General features: G+C 68.1%; 12 protein-coding genes. 10 read left to right on the top strand and 2 right to left on the bottom strand.

From position 1 onward, the window contains the following. Positions 1 to 69: 69 nt before the first annotated feature. The 5 genes from yajC (at position 70) to EDF50_RS02415 (ending at position 6,082) form a co-directional block, all read left to right on the top strand. Positions 70 to 483: a preprotein translocase subunit YajC gene (yajC, locus tag EDF50_RS02435; RefSeq protein ID WP_123517847.1), complete on the top strand. Its 414-nt coding sequence runs from the start codon at positions 70 to 72 to the stop codon at positions 481 to 483. Between the two features lie 96 nt (positions 484 to 579). Continuing rightward, the gene (secD, locus tag EDF50_RS02430; RefSeq protein ID WP_123517845.1) at positions 580 to 2,343 is read left to right on the top strand and encodes a protein translocase subunit SecD; all 1,764 of its coding nucleotides are present in this window, start codon (positions 580 to 582) and stop codon (positions 2,341 to 2,343) included. Beyond that, positions 2,343 to 3,353: a protein translocase subunit SecF gene (gene secF, locus EDF50_RS02425; RefSeq protein WP_123517844.1), complete on the top strand. Its 1,011-nt coding sequence runs from the start codon at positions 2,343 to 2,345 to the stop codon at positions 3,351 to 3,353. Before secD ends, secF begins: the two co-directional genes overlap by 1 nt. Continuing rightward, positions 3,350 to 3,700, top strand: coding sequence for a rhodanese-like domain-containing protein (locus tag EDF50_RS02420; protein WP_123517842.1), 351 nt, complete (start codon positions 3,350 to 3,352; stop codon positions 3,698 to 3,700). Before secF ends, EDF50_RS02420 begins: the two co-directional genes overlap by 4 nt. Before the next feature lie 237 nt (positions 3,701 to 3,937). After that, positions 3,938 to 6,082, top strand: a complete 2,145-nt coding sequence (locus EDF50_RS02415) for a bifunctional (p)ppGpp synthetase/guanosine-3',5'-bis(diphosphate) 3'-pyrophosphohydrolase (RefSeq protein ID WP_233570318.1) — start codon at positions 3,938 to 3,940, stop codon at positions 6,080 to 6,082. A 719-nt stretch (positions 6,083 to 6,801) separates the two neighbouring features. Here EDF50_RS02415 and EDF50_RS02405 read toward each other — a convergent pair. Together EDF50_RS02405 and EDF50_RS02400 are read right to left on the bottom strand one after the other, a co-directional pair. Beyond that, positions 6,802 to 8,031: a DUF349 domain-containing protein gene (locus EDF50_RS02405; RefSeq protein ID WP_123517839.1), complete on the bottom strand. Its 1,230-nt coding sequence runs from the start codon at positions 8,029 to 8,031 to the stop codon at positions 6,802 to 6,804. 89 nt (positions 8,032 to 8,120) lie between these two features. Further along, positions 8,121 to 8,912 (bottom strand): peptidylprolyl isomerase, encoded by a 792-nt coding sequence (locus EDF50_RS02400; RefSeq protein WP_123517838.1) that lies wholly within the window; start codon positions 8,910 to 8,912, stop codon positions 8,121 to 8,123. A gap of 65 nt (positions 8,913 to 8,977) precedes the next feature. On the opposite strand from EDF50_RS02400, the gene EDF50_RS02395 reads away from it, so the two are divergent. From EDF50_RS02395 to ruvX, 5 genes are all read left to right on the top strand, one after another. Further along, the gene (locus EDF50_RS02395; protein ID WP_123517836.1) at positions 8,978 to 10,387 is read left to right on the top strand and encodes a replication-associated recombination protein A; all 1,410 of its coding nucleotides are present in this window, start codon (positions 8,978 to 8,980) and stop codon (positions 10,385 to 10,387) included. A gap of 221 nt (positions 10,388 to 10,608) precedes the next feature. Beyond that, on the top strand, positions 10,609 to 11,238 hold the full coding sequence (gene rpsD / locus EDF50_RS02390; protein WP_043592736.1) for a 30S ribosomal protein S4: 630 nt from the start codon (positions 10,609 to 10,611) through the stop codon (positions 11,236 to 11,238). Positions 11,239 to 11,361: 123 nt separating this feature from the next. Next, positions 11,362 to 11,553 (top strand): hypothetical protein, encoded by a 192-nt coding sequence (locus EDF50_RS02385; RefSeq protein WP_054146050.1) that lies wholly within the window; start codon positions 11,362 to 11,364, stop codon positions 11,551 to 11,553. 56 nt (positions 11,554 to 11,609) lie between these two features. Then, the gene (gene alaS, locus EDF50_RS02380) at positions 11,610 to 14,282 is read left to right on the top strand and encodes an alanine--tRNA ligase (RefSeq protein ID WP_123517834.1); all 2,673 of its coding nucleotides are present in this window, start codon (positions 11,610 to 11,612) and stop codon (positions 14,280 to 14,282) included. A gap of 8 nt (positions 14,283 to 14,290) precedes the next feature. Beyond that, positions 14,291 to 14,800: a Holliday junction resolvase RuvX gene (ruvX, locus tag EDF50_RS02375; protein ID WP_123517833.1), complete on the top strand. Its 510-nt coding sequence runs from the start codon at positions 14,291 to 14,293 to the stop codon at positions 14,798 to 14,800. The last annotated feature ends 1 nt before the right edge of the window (position 14,801 follow it).

Raw genomic sequence — 14,801 nt, 5'->3', positions numbered from 1 at the left:
TCCGAGGCCGTCGTTCGCTGAAGCGAGTCCCGCTCGGCCCACACCCCCGATAGCGAAAGGGAGTTCCGCATGGATCCCGCAACCCTCATCATGGTCCTCCTCCTGGTGGTCCTCGTCGTCTTCATGTTCCGCAACAAGAAGAAGCGCGACCGTCAGCAGGCCGAACTGCAGAACAAGCTGGTGCCCGGCGTCGAGGTCATGTTGTCGTTCGGCGTCTACGGAACCGTCGTCTCCATCGACGACGAGAACAACGTGGCGGAGGTCGAGGTCTCACCCGGCACGGTCCTCAAGGTGCACCGTCAGACCCTCGGTCGCGTCGTCGAACCGGTCATCGACGAGACGGTCGCCGACGACGCCGACTCGCTGACCGACACCACCGTCGAGCACGACCGTGTCATCGACGACGCACCCGGGTTCGGTGAGCGCGCCACGTCCGCACCGGTCGACTCGACCGTCGCCAAGGACTCCGACAACAAGGCCTGACCTGACGACCGCCCCGACCGCCCAGAGCGGTCGGGCCCGATCCACGGCGCGCGCTCCGGGTGAGCGCGCGCTCCCATGAGAAAGCAGAGTTCCTCCGTGGCACGCTCGACGCCGGTGAAGAAAGCAATACGATCCCTGACCTGGTTGTTGGTCATCATCGCCGGCCTCACGGCCCTGAACGGCACGGCCACGTTCCTCAACGACTCGGGTCGTGACGGCTGGTGGAACGGCGCCAGCTGGGTACCCGAACTCGCCCTCGACCTTCAGGGCGGGACGCAGATCACCCTCGCGGCTCAGCTCCAGAGCGGTGAGTCCGTGTCGTCGCAGCAGCTCGACCAGGCCGTCACGATCATCCGGCAGCGCATCGACTCGGCCGGCGTCTCGGAATCCGAGATCACCAAGCAGGGCACGCAGAACATCGTCGTCTCCATCCCGGGGCGGCCCGACAACGCGACCCTCGAGCGCATCGAGGCGTCAGCCAAGCTGACTTTCCGCCCGGTGCTCTACACCGAGGCCGTGTCGAACGCGGCTGTCGGAGGAGAAGGCGACGACGCCACGGCCAGCCCGAGCGCCACGCCCTACACTCCCAACCCCGACCTCGAGAGCACGCCCACGGCCTCGCCGACGAATGCATCCGACCTGGCCTGGATCACCCCCCAGCTGGCCGACCTTTACCAGAACTACGACTGCGCAGCCGAGAACGACCTCGCCACGGCTCGTGACGACGAGCCGCTCGTGACCTGCTCCACCGACGGTACGGCCAAGTACATCCTCGGTCCGGTCGAGGTGCAGGGCTCCGACATCAGCGACGCCACGAACGGCCTCGCGGCCGACTCGCAGGGCAACTCGACGAACACCTGGGCCGTCAACCTGGAATTCGACGGCCAGGGCACCGACCGGTTCGCCGAGGTCACCTCGCGCCTCGTCTCGTTGCAGGCCCCGCAGAACCAGTTCGCCGTGACCCTCGACAACCAGGTCATCACGGCGCCGTCCGCCAACGCCGCCATCACCGACGGCCGGGCCCAGATCACGGGCCAGTTCACGCAGGACTCCTCGAAGACCCTCGCCGACCAGCTCAAGTTCGGCGCGCTCCCCTTGAGCTTCTCCGTCCAGAGCAACGAGACGATCACTGCGACGCTGGGCCAGACCCAGTTGGTGAGCGGTCTGATCGCCGGGCTCATCGGTCTGATCCTCGTCGTGATCTACTCGCTCATCCAGTACCGGGCTCTGGCGTTCGTCACGGTCCTGTCGCTCGTCATCGCCGCCGTGCTCACCTACCTCGTCATCGCCATCCTGTCGTGGCGCGAGGGGTACCGCCTCTCGCTCGCGGGGGTGACGGGTCTGATCGTGGCCATCGGCATCACGGCTGACTCGTTCATCGTGTACTTCGAACGCATCCGGGACGAACTCCGCGACGGCCGCATCCTCGAGAGCGCCGTCGAATCGGGATGGAAACGCGCCATCCGCACCATCGTCGCCTCCGACACCGTCAACTTCCTCGCGGCCATCACGCTGTTCATCCTCGCGGTGGGAAACGTCAAGGGTTTCGCGCTCACCCTGGGTATCACCACGGTGATCGACCTCATCGTCGTCTCGCTGTTCACACATCCGATGCTGCAATTGATCGCTCGGACACGGTTCTTCGGCGAGGGGCACTCGTTCAGCGGGCTCGATCCGCGTGCCCTCGGCGCCGTCTATCGGGGACGTGCGCAGTTCCGCACCCCGGCCGTCGCCGACCGCAAGGGAGCCGGTGGCCGCGAGGCCGTCAAGCGTCAGACCATCGCCGAGCGCAAAGCCGCCGAGAAGAACACCGAGCGCGTCGACACGTCGACCGCCGGTGAAGGGAAGAAGGACTCCTGATGGCCAGTTTCTCGAAATTCGGCAACGACCTCTACACGGGTGCCCGGTCGTACGACATCGTCGGTCACCGCCGCCGCTGGTACTGGATCGCGGCCCTCGTCATCCTCATCTCGGTCACCGTCCCGTTCCTGCGCGGGGGATTCCACTTCGGTATCGAGTTCACCGGTGGCTCGGAGTTCCAGGTCGCGCAGCCCGCCGAACTCGACCAGGACATCGCCTCGGCGACCGTCGACGAGGTGGTACCGGGGTCGAACCCCCGGGTCACCCAGGTGGGTACCGACACGATCCGCGTGCAGACCTCGCAGCTCGAGGCCGCCCAGACGAACGACGTGGCAGCAGCCTTGGCCACGGCGTACGACGTCCCGGACGACCGTGTCACCTCGTCCTTCATCGGTGCCTCGTGGGGCGCCGACATCACGAGCCAGGCCATCAAGGGGCTCGTGATCTTCCTGATCCTCGCCGCGATCGGCATGACGCTGTACTTCCGCACCTGGAAGATGTCCCTGGCGGCGATGGCCGCCCTGCTGCACGACCTCGTGCTGACCGCGGGCATCTACGGCATCGTCGGCTTCGAGGTCACCCCGGCCGCGGTCATCGGCTTCCTGACGATCCTGGGCTACTCGCTCTACGACACGGTGGTGGTGTTCGACAAAATCCGTGAGAACACGGCCGACGACGGCGAGGGTTCGCGACGCACCTTCGGGCAGTCCGTGAACCTGGCGGTCAACCAGACGCTCGTGAGGTCGATCAACACGTCCGTGGTGGCGCTGCTCCCCGTCGCGGCCATCCTCTTCATCGGCGCGTTCGTCCTGGGAGCCGGCACGCTCCGAGACATCTCGCTGGCACTCTTCATCGGCATCCTGGTCGGCACCTATTCGACGATCTTCATCGCTTCGCCGCTGTACGCCACCCTCCGACTCCGTGAGCCCGACATCGCGAAACGCGACGCCCGGAAGCTCGAGGCGCAGAAGACCGAGCCGCTCACCGTCGACGAGACCGTGGGCGCATGATCGGGGGCGCCCCTCGACCCGAGGTGACCGCGGGCGAGGCCGCCGAGGCCCTCGCGGCCGGCACGTTCGTCCTCGACGTCCGTGAGCGCCACGAATGGGACGAGGCGCACGCACCCGGTGCGACGCTCGTCCCGCTCTCCGAGCTGAACGACCGGCTCGACGAAGTGCCCACCGACCGACCCGTCCTCGTCGTCTGTCATTCCGGCATGCGCTCGGCCCGGGCCACGGACGCCCTCCGCGGCATCGGTGTCGACGCACGGAACGTCGTCGGCGGGATGCTCGCCTGGCGCGACGCCGATGGTCCGGTCGTGTCGGGCGGCGACGCCGCTCGGCCGTCTGCCGACTGATCGCCGACGGGTACCCTTGAGCACACGGAGTCCCCGTCCGACCGCGATGGTCGCCGGGGACACTCCGACCCGAGAGAACGAGGTGCTGCCGTGACCGAGATCACCACACGGAACAACTCCGCACCGTCCGAGACACCCGGCGGTCAGAACACGGCTTCGTTGCGGACGCTCTTACCTCGGCTCTTCTCACGCAGCCAACCGGCGGGCGCCGTCGACCGGTTGATCAAGACCGTCCGCATGCACCACCCGAAGGCCGACATCGTCATCATCGAGCGTGCCTACTCGGTGGCGGAGAAAGCCCACACGGGCCAGCTCCGCAAGAGCGGCGAGCCCTACATCACGCACCCGGTCGCCGTGGCGCAGATCCTCGCCGACCTTGGCATCGGTTCGAAGACCATCGCGGCCGCTCTCCTGCACGACACCGTCGAAGACACCGAGTACACGTTGGCCATGCTGCAGCGGGACTTCGGTGACGAGATCGCCATGCTCGTCGACGGAGTCACGAAGCTCGACAAGCTGAAGTACGGCGACAGCGCGCAGGCCGAGACCGTCCGCAAGATGGTCGTCGCCATGTCGAAGGACATCCGGGTGCTCGTCATCAAGTTGGCGGACCGACTGCACAACGCCCGTACCTGGGGCTTCGTCGAGTCGGCGTCGGCGACCCGCAAGGCCACCGAGACCCTCGAGATCTACGCGCCCCTCGCCCATCGCCTCGGAATCCAGACGATCAAGTGGGAGCTCGAGGACCTCTCGTTCGCCGTGCTCCACCCCAAGCTCTACGTCGAGATCGACAACTTGGTCAAACAGCGAACGCCGCAGCGCGAGCAATTCGTCCAGAACGTCATCAACGCCGTCAAGTCCGACCTGAAGTCGACGAAGATCCGCGGCGACGTCATGGGCCGCCCCAAGCAGTACTACTCCATCTACCAGAAGATGATCGTCCGCGGGCGAGAGTTCGACGAGATCTACGATCTCGTCGGCATCCGAATCCTGGTCAACTCGTTGCGCGACTGCTATGCCGTGCTCGGGTCGATCCACGCGCGGTGGAACCCCATCCCGGGCCGCTTCAAGGACTACATCGCCACGCCCAAGTTCAACCTGTACCAGTCCCTGCACACGACCGTCATCGGGCCCAAGGGACGACCCGTCGAGATCCAGATCCGAACTCACGAGATGCACCAGCGTGCCGAGTTCGGCGTGGCCGCCCATTGGAAATACAAGCAGCGCATGAACGGCGGGCGCGACGACCAAGGCGGTGCCAAGACCGAGACCGACATGGCCTGGCTCGCGCACATCTCGGACTGGCAGGCCGAGACCGCCGACCCCAGCGAGTTCCTCGACAGCCTCCGTTTCGAGATCGGCGCCAAGGAGGTCTACGTCTTCACCCCCCAGGGCAAGGTCATCGGCCTGCCGTCGGGCGCGACTCCGGTCGACTTCGCCTACGCCGTGCACACGGAGGTCGGTCACCGAACGATGGGTGCCAAGGTCAACGGGCGGCTCGTGCCTCTCGAGAGCGTCCTGTCGAGTGGGGACGTCATCGAGGTCTTCACCTCGAAGAACCCCGATTCGGGCCCGAGCCAGGACTGGCTCGCCTTCGTCAAGAGCCCTCGCGCCCGGAACAAGATCCGTCAGTGGTTCACGAAAGAGCGCCGCGACGAGGCCATGGAACAGGGCAAGGACGCCATCGCCCGAGCCATGCGCAAGCAGAATCTGCCCCTGCAGAAGTTGATGACGCAGGACAGCATCGCCGAGGTCGCCGCGACGATGCGGTACGACGACGTGTCGAGCCTCTACGCCGCCGTCGGCGAAGGACACATCTCGACCCAATCGGTCATCGAGAAGATCTTGGCCGCGGTCCACACGCAGACCGAGGTCGACGAGGGCGAGTTCGAGTTCCCCAGCCAGGGACGCGCTCGGCCGCTGCGCAACAGTGACTCGGGCGTGCTCGTCCGCGGAGCGCCCGACATCCTCGTGAAGCTCGCCAAGTGCTGCACCCCGGTGCCTGGTGACCAGATCGTCGGATTCGTCACCCGGGGCCAGGGTGTCAGCGTGCATCAAGCCAACTGCCACAACGTGCAAGGGCTCTTGAAAGAGCCCGAGCGGATGATCGAGGTGGACTGGGCTCCGTCCTCCAAGAGCGTCTTCATGGTGCAGATCCAGATCGAGGCACTCGACCGCAGTGGACTGCTGTCCGACGTCACCCGTGTGCTCTCGGAGCATCACGTGAACATCCTCTCGGCGACGGTGTCGACCTCGACCGAGCGGCTGGCACTCAGCCGTTTCGTCTTCGAGATGGGTGACACCACACATCTCGACCGCGTCCTGAACGCAGTCCGGCGCATCGACGCGGTGTACGACGTCTACCGTGTCAGCGCCGGCTGACCCGGCATCACCGCCCGATGGGCCTCGCGTGCGTCCGTGTCCCGGCCTTCGTCACTGACGAGTTCCGAACCGTCAGGTGCGCATGCCCGGGCGAGGCGGTCGAGCGTTCGGTCGCGATGGGGGAGCCGACCGCGTCGATCGAGAACGGCGACCGCCTCGGTGGTCGTGACGCGTTGGTGTGACGCGACGTCCCGGGCGGCCGTCGCGTCCTGAGGCGCCCAATCCTCGCGTCGGGCGAGATCGACCAGGGTGCGTGCCGGCGTCGTGACGGCGGCCCCGCCTACCGAGACGATCTCGTCGTGGTCGATGACGACCTGTCGGACCACGGATCCACGACCTCGATGCTTCACCCTGGCCGGCGACACGACCAGTCCGGAGTGGGGGAGTGGTGCGGGCCCTCGTGCACCCCACACCCACGCCGCCGTCCGTTCGGCGGCCACGACTCCTGCGCCGAGGGCGAGACCCGCCGCGACCGCTCGACCGACGTGGTCGTCGATCTCGGCGACGCTTCGCCACGCGTCGCCGCATGCGTAGACCTGACCGTCCAGGGCGGCCGCCCGCAGTTCGGCCTCGGGAAGGTCGTCGGGGGTCAGAACCGTCGGGAGTCGTTCGGGCACGTTCCCAGCCTGGCCGACCGAGGGGCCGACGACGAACCGCCCGACACTCCCTGTGGAGAATCGGACGGTTCGTGATGTCGGTGAGCCGGTGGCCCGGGACGGTCAACCCAGGGCGTCGAGCCAGACCTTCCGAGCGTCGAGGGCTTCTTGCGCCTCTTTGACCCGACGTGCGTCGCCACTCGCCTCGGCCGTCGCGAGCTCGTCCTCGAGCTTGCTGATGGCGTCGTGCAGCTGGCTGGCGAGTCCCTGCGACCGCGCCTGACGTTCGGGGTTGTTCTTCTCCCAGAACTGCTCGTCGAGTTCACGAACGTGCGACTCGACCTTGCGGAGACGGTCTTCGACGACCCGGACCTGCTCACGAGGGACACGTCCGATCTCGTCCCAGCGCAGCTGGACCGAGGTCAGGGCCTCACGTGCGGGCACCCGGTCGGTGACGGTCAGTATCTTCTCGGCCTCGGTGAGGAGCTCGAGCTTGCGTTCGAGATTGCCCTCGTATTCGGCGGCATCCTGGGCCACGACCTCGGACTTGGCGGCGTACAAGACGTCACCGGCCCGCTTGAACTTCGCCCAGAGGGCGTCGTCATACTTCTTGCCGGCGCGTCCGGCGCGCTTCCAGTCCTCGAGCAGTCCCCGGTAGGCGGGGATGCCGTCGACACCCTTCGGTGCGAGGGCCTCGGCCGACTCGACGAGGGACTGCTTGCGCTGACGGGCGTCACGGTGCGTGGCGTCGAGCTCGGCGTAGAAGGCCTTGCGGTGTTGGTCGATCGTCGTGCGCGCGGCACGGAAGCGCTTCCAGAGGTCGTTGCCCTCGCCCTTGGGGATGCGCGGACCGTCCTGCTGGTGTTTCTGCCAGCGGGCAAAGATGTCATCGATGGTGGCCGTCACCTGCTTCCACTGCACGCGGGCCGGATCCTGAGCCGCGAGCGACTCGGCTTCGACGACGAGGGCGGTGCGGTAGGCGACGGCCTCGGTCAGGGCCTTCTGCGCCTCGGCGCTCTGCTGTTGCGTGAGCTCGTCCACCGTGGAGTCGAGAGCCGACACGCGAGCACGCAGCGCCCCGAGGTCGCCGACCGCGCTCGGTTCGACGAGCTGCTCGCGGAGGTGCGTGACGGTCTTGACGACGTCGCCGGCCGAAGCACCGCGCTTGATGCGCTGCTCGAGCAACGTCACCTGCCCGGCGAGTTCGATGAACTTGCGCTCGTAGTACGCGAGAGCCTCGGCAGGCGTCGCATCGGGGTAATGCCCCACGGCGCGCTCATCATCGGCCTCGCGGACGTAGACCGTGCCGTCGTCGTCGACGCGGCCCCAGGGTGCCTGATCGTCAGTAGCCACTTTTATCCCTTGCTGAAAGTGCTCGTCGCGGAACCAGGACGGGCCACCGCGATGGGTGCCCAGCCTATTGCACGGCGGGCCCGGACGGACTACTCGATGGTGGCGCCCGTGATCGTGGTCGCCACCACGGGGGCGCCGTCGGTCTCGCTCGAGCCGGGTGTCAGGCCCGCGTCGGTGATCTCGGCCTCGAGCTGGTCGAGTCCACTCGTGACGTGGCCGACGACCGTGTACCCGCCGGTCGAGCCGTCCAGGGTGGTGTCGCCGTACGTGATGAAGAACTGCGTCGACTGCGAGTACGGGTCGGTGCTGCGAGCCATGGCGATCGTGCCGGTCGGGTAGACGCCGTCGGCGGGGACGTTCTCGAGCGGCCCGAAGGTGAAGCCGGCGTCGCCCGTGCCGTCTCCGTTGGCGGAACCGCACTGGATGAACTTCGCCGTCTCGGCATCGCTCATCCGGTGGCAGGTCGTGCCCGTGTAGAAGCCCTTCTGCACGAGGTCGATGACGACACTCGCCGCCTGCGGCGCCTTGGCGCCGTCCAGTTCGATCCCGAGGTCGACACCGTCGTTCAGCGTCAGCTGACCGGTCCAGGCTCGTCCCTCGGCGATCGAGTCGCTGGGGACGTCACCGACGTTCTCGCCTGCGGCGGGCGTCGAGGAGGCGCTGGGCACGTCCGAGGGAGCGGCCGAGGGGGCACCGGGCCCGCTCGTCGACCAGTAGACCTGGGCCACGGCTGCGAGGCCGACCACGACCACGACTGCGGTCACGGCCAGGACGTTGTCGCGGCGGCGACGGGCGACCTGCGTGGCGTGCACCTGCTGTCGAGCGGTGTACCTGCGGAGCCGGTCTCGGTTCTCACGGTCCGGGTTCTTGCTCGGTGCCACGGGTCCTCCAGCTCGGTGATGTCCAGCCTGCACTGTATCGGAGGGCCGGTCTAGCATGGGTCATCATGAGCCCGCTCCCGCAGAGCTCGACCCCTCTCGCGGTCCGCATGCGCCCCACCACCCTCGACGAGGTCGCCGGCCAGCGGCACCTCCTCCGGCCCGGCTCGCCGCTCGTCACGTTGGCGGCCGAGACCGGCGCCGACCAAGGGGCCGTCTCGGTGATCCTCTGGGGCCCTCCGGGCACGGGAAAGACCACCCTCGCCCAGGCCATCGCCCGGAGCTCGGGCCGGCAGTTCATCGAACTGTCCGCTGTCACCGCGGGCGTCAAGGACGTCCGACAGGTCATGGAGAAGGCCCTGTCGAACCGCGACCTCTACGGCACGACGACGGTGCTCTTCCTCGACGAGATCCACCGCTTCACCAAGGCGCAGCAGGACGCCCTGCTGCCGGGCGTCGAGAACGGCTGGGTCATCCTCATCGCCGCCACGACCGAGAACCCCTCGTTCTCGGTCATCACGCCGTTGCTGTCCCGCTCGCTCCTGCTGACGCTCGAACAGCTCAGCGACGACGACCTGGCCCAGCTGGTTCAGCGAGCGGTCGTCGACCCCCGTGGTCTCGACGAGTCGGTCCGGCTCGACGACGAGGCCTTGGCCACCATCGTCCGGTTGGCCTCGGGCGACGCACGTCGTGCGCTCACGGCACTCGAGGCGTCCGCCCACTCGGCGTGGGCCACGAAGCTCGAGGCGGACGCGGTGCCGACCGCCTCGGCGGCCGACGCGTCCGACGCCGACTTCGACCCCGACGCCGAGTACGGCGAGAGCGATCCCGACGACGACCGCCCCACGATCACGTCCGAGATCGTCGCCCAGTCGGTCGACCGGGCCCTGCTCCGGTACGACCGCAACGGCGACGAACACTACGACGTCATCAGCGCCTTCATCAAGTCGATCCGGGGGTCCGACGTCGACGCCGCGCTCCACTACCTCGCCCGCATGATCGAGGCGGGCGAGGATCCCCGCTTCATCTGCCGTCGCATCATCGTGTCGGCCGGCGAGGACATCGGCATGGCCGATCCGAACGCGCTGACCGTCGCGGTCTCGGCCGCGACCGCCGTGCAGATGATCGGCATGCCCGAGGGGCGAATTCCCATGGCCGAGGCCGTCGTCTACCTGGCGACCGCACCGAAGTCGAACCGGTCCTACTCGGCTCTCGACGCCGCCATCGCCGACGTCCGGGCAGGCAAGGCCGGTCGCGTGCCCAAGCACCTCCGAGACGCCCACTATCCCGGGGCCAGACGCCTCGGCCACGGGAAGGGCTATCGCTACGCCCATGACTCCGAGTTCGCAGTGGTCGAGCAGCAGTACCTTCCCGACGAGCTCGTCGGCCACGAGTACTACGCACCCACCGCCAACGGCAACGAGCGGGACGTCACGGCCCGCCTCGAGAAGCTGCGCCGCATCATCCGAGGGCACTGACGACCCGCTCGTGCTCCTGCTCGCTTCGGCGCCCGGCCTCCTGTATGCTCGCGTGGTTGCCTGTTCTCGGGCGTCGACGCGCGGCTGCTGACGACGACCCGATCAAGGTGCGACGACCTGTAGCCGGTCGCCACCGCGGCACTCACCCCTCTTGTTACGCCGCCCGGCGCTCGCGCGCTGGGGCGGTCCCTGACGAACCACCGACAAGAAAAAAGGAACAAGTGTCCACGAAGTCACGTACCCGTAGCAAGACCCGTCTCTCGCGTGCCCTCGGCATCGCGTTGACCCCGAAGGCCGCTCGTTACCTCGAGAAGCGTCCCTACGCTCCTGGCGAGCACGGCCGCACCAAGCGCAAGACCGACAGCGACTACGCCGTCCGTCTTCGTGAGAAGCAGCGCCTGCGTGCCCAGTACGGCATCCGCGAGGCCCAGCTCAAGATCGTCTTCAACGAGGCCCGCAAGGCCTCGGGCCTGACCGGTGAGAACCTGGTCGAGCTCCTCGAGACCCGTCTCGACGCCCTCGTCCTGCGTGCCGGCTTCGCCCGCACGACGGCCCAGGCCCGTCAGATGGTCGTGCACCGTCACATCCTCGTCGACGGCAAGCTCGTCGACCGCCCCTCGTTCCGCGTCAAGCCGGGTCAAATGATCCACGTCAAAGAGCGCAGCGAGAAGACCGAGCCCTTCCAGGTCGCCGCGGCCGGCGGTCACGTCGACCTGCTGCCCAAGGTGCCCGGCTACCTCGAGGTCGAGATCGACAAGCTGCAGGCCCGCCTCGTGCGCCGCCCGAAGCGCGTCGAGGTCCCGGTGACCTGCGAGGTCCAGCTCGTCGTCGAGTACTACGCCGCGCGCTAGAACTCGTCACCCCGTCAGGAGCGGGCCACGGTCGTGGCCCGCTCCTTTCGCGTTCCCGGGGCCGGGTAAGCTGATGTGTCGTCGCGCTCGCACGTCGCGGCACCAGCCCCAAGAGGAGTCCCCGTGAAGAGCCTGTTCCTGCTCGCCGTCGGTGTCGTCGGCGGCTTCGCCGTCGCCCACCAGTTCAACAAGACACCCCGGGGTCAGCAGTTCTTCGGCGGCCTCGACGGCAACGTGAAGTCGTTCCGCGCCGCCGTGGTCGACGGCTACAAGGCCCGCGAGGCCGAACTGCGCACCGACCGCGACGAGTCCTGAGCGCCCGCCCGCGCCTCCTCGTCCTGACACACGACCAACCCACCCTCGGGAGAACCATGCAGACCGCCGAAATCCGCCGCCGTTGGCTCGACTACTTCGGCGATCGGGGCCACACCGTCGTCCCGTCCGCGTCCCTGGTCAGCGACGACCCGAGCCTCCTCTTCACGGTCGCGGGCATGGTCCCGTTCATCCCCTACCTCACCGGGCTCGTCCCGACGCCGTACCCGCGAGCCACGAGCGTCCAGAAGTGCATCCGCACCAACGACATCGAAGAGGTCGGCAAGACGCCGCGACACGGCACGTTCTTCCAGATGAACGGGAACTTCTCCTTCGGTGACTACTTCAAAGAAGAAGCGATCGGCTACGCCTGGGAGCTCCTCACCTCGAGCGAGGCCGACGGCGGCCTGGCGTTCTCGCCCGACGACCTGTGGGTGACCGTCTACGAAGAGGACGACGAGGCCATCGCCCTCTGGAAGAAGGTGGCCGGACTGCCCGACGAGCGCATCCAGCGCCTCGGCAAGGACTCCAACTACTGGCACACGGGCCAGCCGGGGCCGGCCGGGCCGTGCTCCGAGATCTTCTTCGACCGCGGCCCCGCCTACGGTGCCGACGGGGGTCCGGCGACGGACGACGACCGGTACGTCGAGATCTGGAACCTCGTGTTCATGCAGTACCAGATCGAGAACGTGCGCTCGAAGGTCGATTTCGACATCGTGCGCGAACTGCCGAACAAGAACATCGACACCGGCATGGGCCTCGAGCGCGTGGCCTTCCTGAAACAGGGCGTCGACAACATGTACGAGATCGACCAGGTGCGCCCGGTCCTCGACAAGGCCGCCGAGCTGTCCGGGCGGCGCTACGGCGCGGTCCACGACGACGACGTCCGCATGCGGGTCATCGCCGACCACGTCCGCAGCTCGCTCATGCTGATGTCCGACGGGGTCCGCCCGTCGAACGAGGGCCGCGGCTACATCCTCCGCCGCCTCCTACGACGCACGGTCCGCTCGATGCGCCTGCTCGGCGTCGACGGCCCTACCTTCCCCGCGCTCTTCCCCGAGTCTCGCGATGCGATGAAGGCCGCCTACCCCGAGGTCGAGACCGACTACGAGCGCATCTCGCGCCTGGCCTACGCCGAGGAGGAGACCTTCCTGCGCACCCTGGCCGCCGGCACGAACATCCTCGACATAGCCGTCGACGACACCAAGCAGCGCGCCTCGGCGGGCACGACCCCGCAGCTGCAGGGCGACACGGCGTTCCTCCTGCACGACACCTTCGGGTTCCCCATCGACCTCACGCTCGAGATCGCCGAAGAGAGCGGCCTGACGGTCGACCGTGAGGCGTTCGATCGGCTGATGTCCGAGCAGCGTGCCCGCGCGAAGGCCGACGCCAAGTCGCGCAAGGTGGCCTTGGCCGATCTGAGCGTCTACAGCGCGTTCCGCGCCCAGGGCGAGACGGTCTTCACCGGCTACGACGAGCTCGACACCGAGACCCGCGTGCTGGGCCTGATCGTCGACGGGGCCGACGTCGACCGGGCCGTGGCAGGCGACATCGCCGAGGTGATCCTCGCCGAGACCTCTCTGTACGCCGAGTCCGGCGGCCAGGAGGCCGACTCGGGCCGCATCGTCGGCGCGGGCTTCGACCTCGAGGTCCTCGACGTGCAGAAGCCGGTCAAAGGTCTGATCAGCCACCGCGTCCAGGTCGCCTCCGGCGAGGTGGGAGTCGGCGACGCCGCGACCAGCGTGGTCGACCCCGCATACCGCCGGGGCGCTACGCAGGCACACTCCGCGACGCACCTGATCCACGCCGCCCTCCGAGAGGTGCTCGGCCCGGAGGCGCACCAGGCCGGGTCCTACAACAAGGCCGGCTACATGCGGCTCGACTTCAACTGGAACCAGGCGCTGAGCGCCCAGACACGCTCCGAGATCGAAGAGATCGCCAACAACGCGATCCGCGACGACCTGCAGGTCGTCACCCGCGAGATGCCCCTTGACGACGCCCGCGCCCTGGGTGCGATGGCGCTGTTCGGTGAGAAGTACGGCGAGACCGTCCGCATGGTCGACATCGGTGGTCCGTGGTCGCGCGAACTCTGCGCGGGCACCCACGTCTCGACCAGCTCGCAGGTCGGCCTCATCAACCTCGTCAGCGAGACCTCGGTGGGGTCGACCAACCGCCGCGTCGAGTCGCTCGTCGGCATGGACGCGTTCCGCGACTTCGCTGCCGAGCGTGCCCTCGTGTCCCAACTGACCTCGTCACTCAAGACCCCGCGTGATCAGCTGGCCGACCGCATCGGTGATCTCGTCACGAGCCTGCGCACGGCAGAGAAGAAGATCGCCGAGTTCGAGTCCGCCCGCCTCGCCACGCGAGTCCCGGCGTTGGCCGAGACGGCGACCTCCGTCGGGGCCCTCACGGTCGTCGCCGAATCGGTCGGGTCGCTCGGTTCGACCGACGACCTGCGGTCACTCGCCCTGTCGGTGCGCGAACGCCTCGGTGCGTCCAGCACGTCGGTCGTCGCCTTGGCAGCCGACGTCGCGGGCAAGCCCGCCGTGATCGTGGCCACCACCGACGGTGCCCGCCAAGCCGGCGTCAAGGCCGGGCGTCTCGCCAAGGGCGCCGCCTCGGTTCTCGGCGGCGGCGGCGGCGGCAAGGACGACCTCGCTCAGGGCGGTGGGTCCGACGTCTCGGCGATCCCCACGGCACTGGCCGGCATCGTCGCCGAGCTCGGGGCCTGAGCATCGCGATGCGTCGCGGCGTACGGATCGGCATCGACGTGGGCAAGGCCCGGGTCGGCGTCGCCCGCACCGATCCCGACGGCCTGATCGCCACTCCGGTCGAGACGCTGGCGCGTTCCGCCGACGGCGTGGCCGACATCGGCGCGGTCCGCGACCTGGTCGCCGAGCTCGACGCGCTCGAGGTGATCGTCGGTCTGCCCATCGCCCTCTCCGGTCGCGACACGGCGTCGACGCAGGACGCACGGGACTTCGCCGCGGCGATCGCGCAAGCCGTGACGGTGCCCGTCCGTCTCGTCGACGAACGCCTCTCGACGGTCAGCGCCCAGGGTGCCCTCCGAGCCTCCGGTCGCAAGGGCAGGAGTCAACGGTCCGTGATCGACCAAGTAGCCGCTGTTATCATCGTCCAGCACGCGCTCGACCTCGAACGCTCGAGCGGTCAGCCGCCCGGGCGGACGGTTGACGCGACCCGAGAGACGGGCGGCGACGTCGCCGCACCCGCCACCGACGAAAGACAGTGAT

This window comes from Frigoribacterium sp. PhB24, assembly GCF_003755185.1.
Taxonomy (GTDB): domain Bacteria; phylum Actinomycetota; class Actinomycetes; order Actinomycetales; family Microbacteriaceae; genus Frigoribacterium.
This window is presented reverse-complemented; position numbering and strand designations above follow the sequence as displayed.

Bases quoted from the DNA above. Each gene is read 5' to 3' on its own strand.
- yajC (WP_123517847.1), top strand. From the start codon at position 70: ATGGATCCCGCAACCCTCATCATGGTCCTCCTCCTGGTGGTCCTCGTC.
- alaS (WP_123517834.1), top strand. From the start codon at position 11,610: ATGCAGACCGCCGAAATCCGCCGCCGTTGGCTCGACTACTTCGGCGAT.
- secF (WP_123517844.1), top strand. From the start codon at position 2,343: ATGGCCAGTTTCTCGAAATTCGGCAACGACCTCTACACGGGTGCCCGG.
- EDF50_RS02415 (WP_233570318.1), top strand. From the start codon at position 3,938: ATGCACCACCCGAAGGCCGACATCGTCATCATCGAGCGTGCCTACTCG.
- EDF50_RS02420 (WP_123517842.1), top strand. From the start codon at position 3,350: ATGATCGGGGGCGCCCCTCGACCCGAGGTGACCGCGGGCGAGGCCGCC.
- EDF50_RS02395 (WP_123517836.1), top strand. From the start codon at position 8,978: ATGAGCCCGCTCCCGCAGAGCTCGACCCCTCTCGCGGTCCGCATGCGC.
- ruvX (WP_123517833.1), top strand. From the start codon at position 14,291: ATGCGTCGCGGCGTACGGATCGGCATCGACGTGGGCAAGGCCCGGGTC.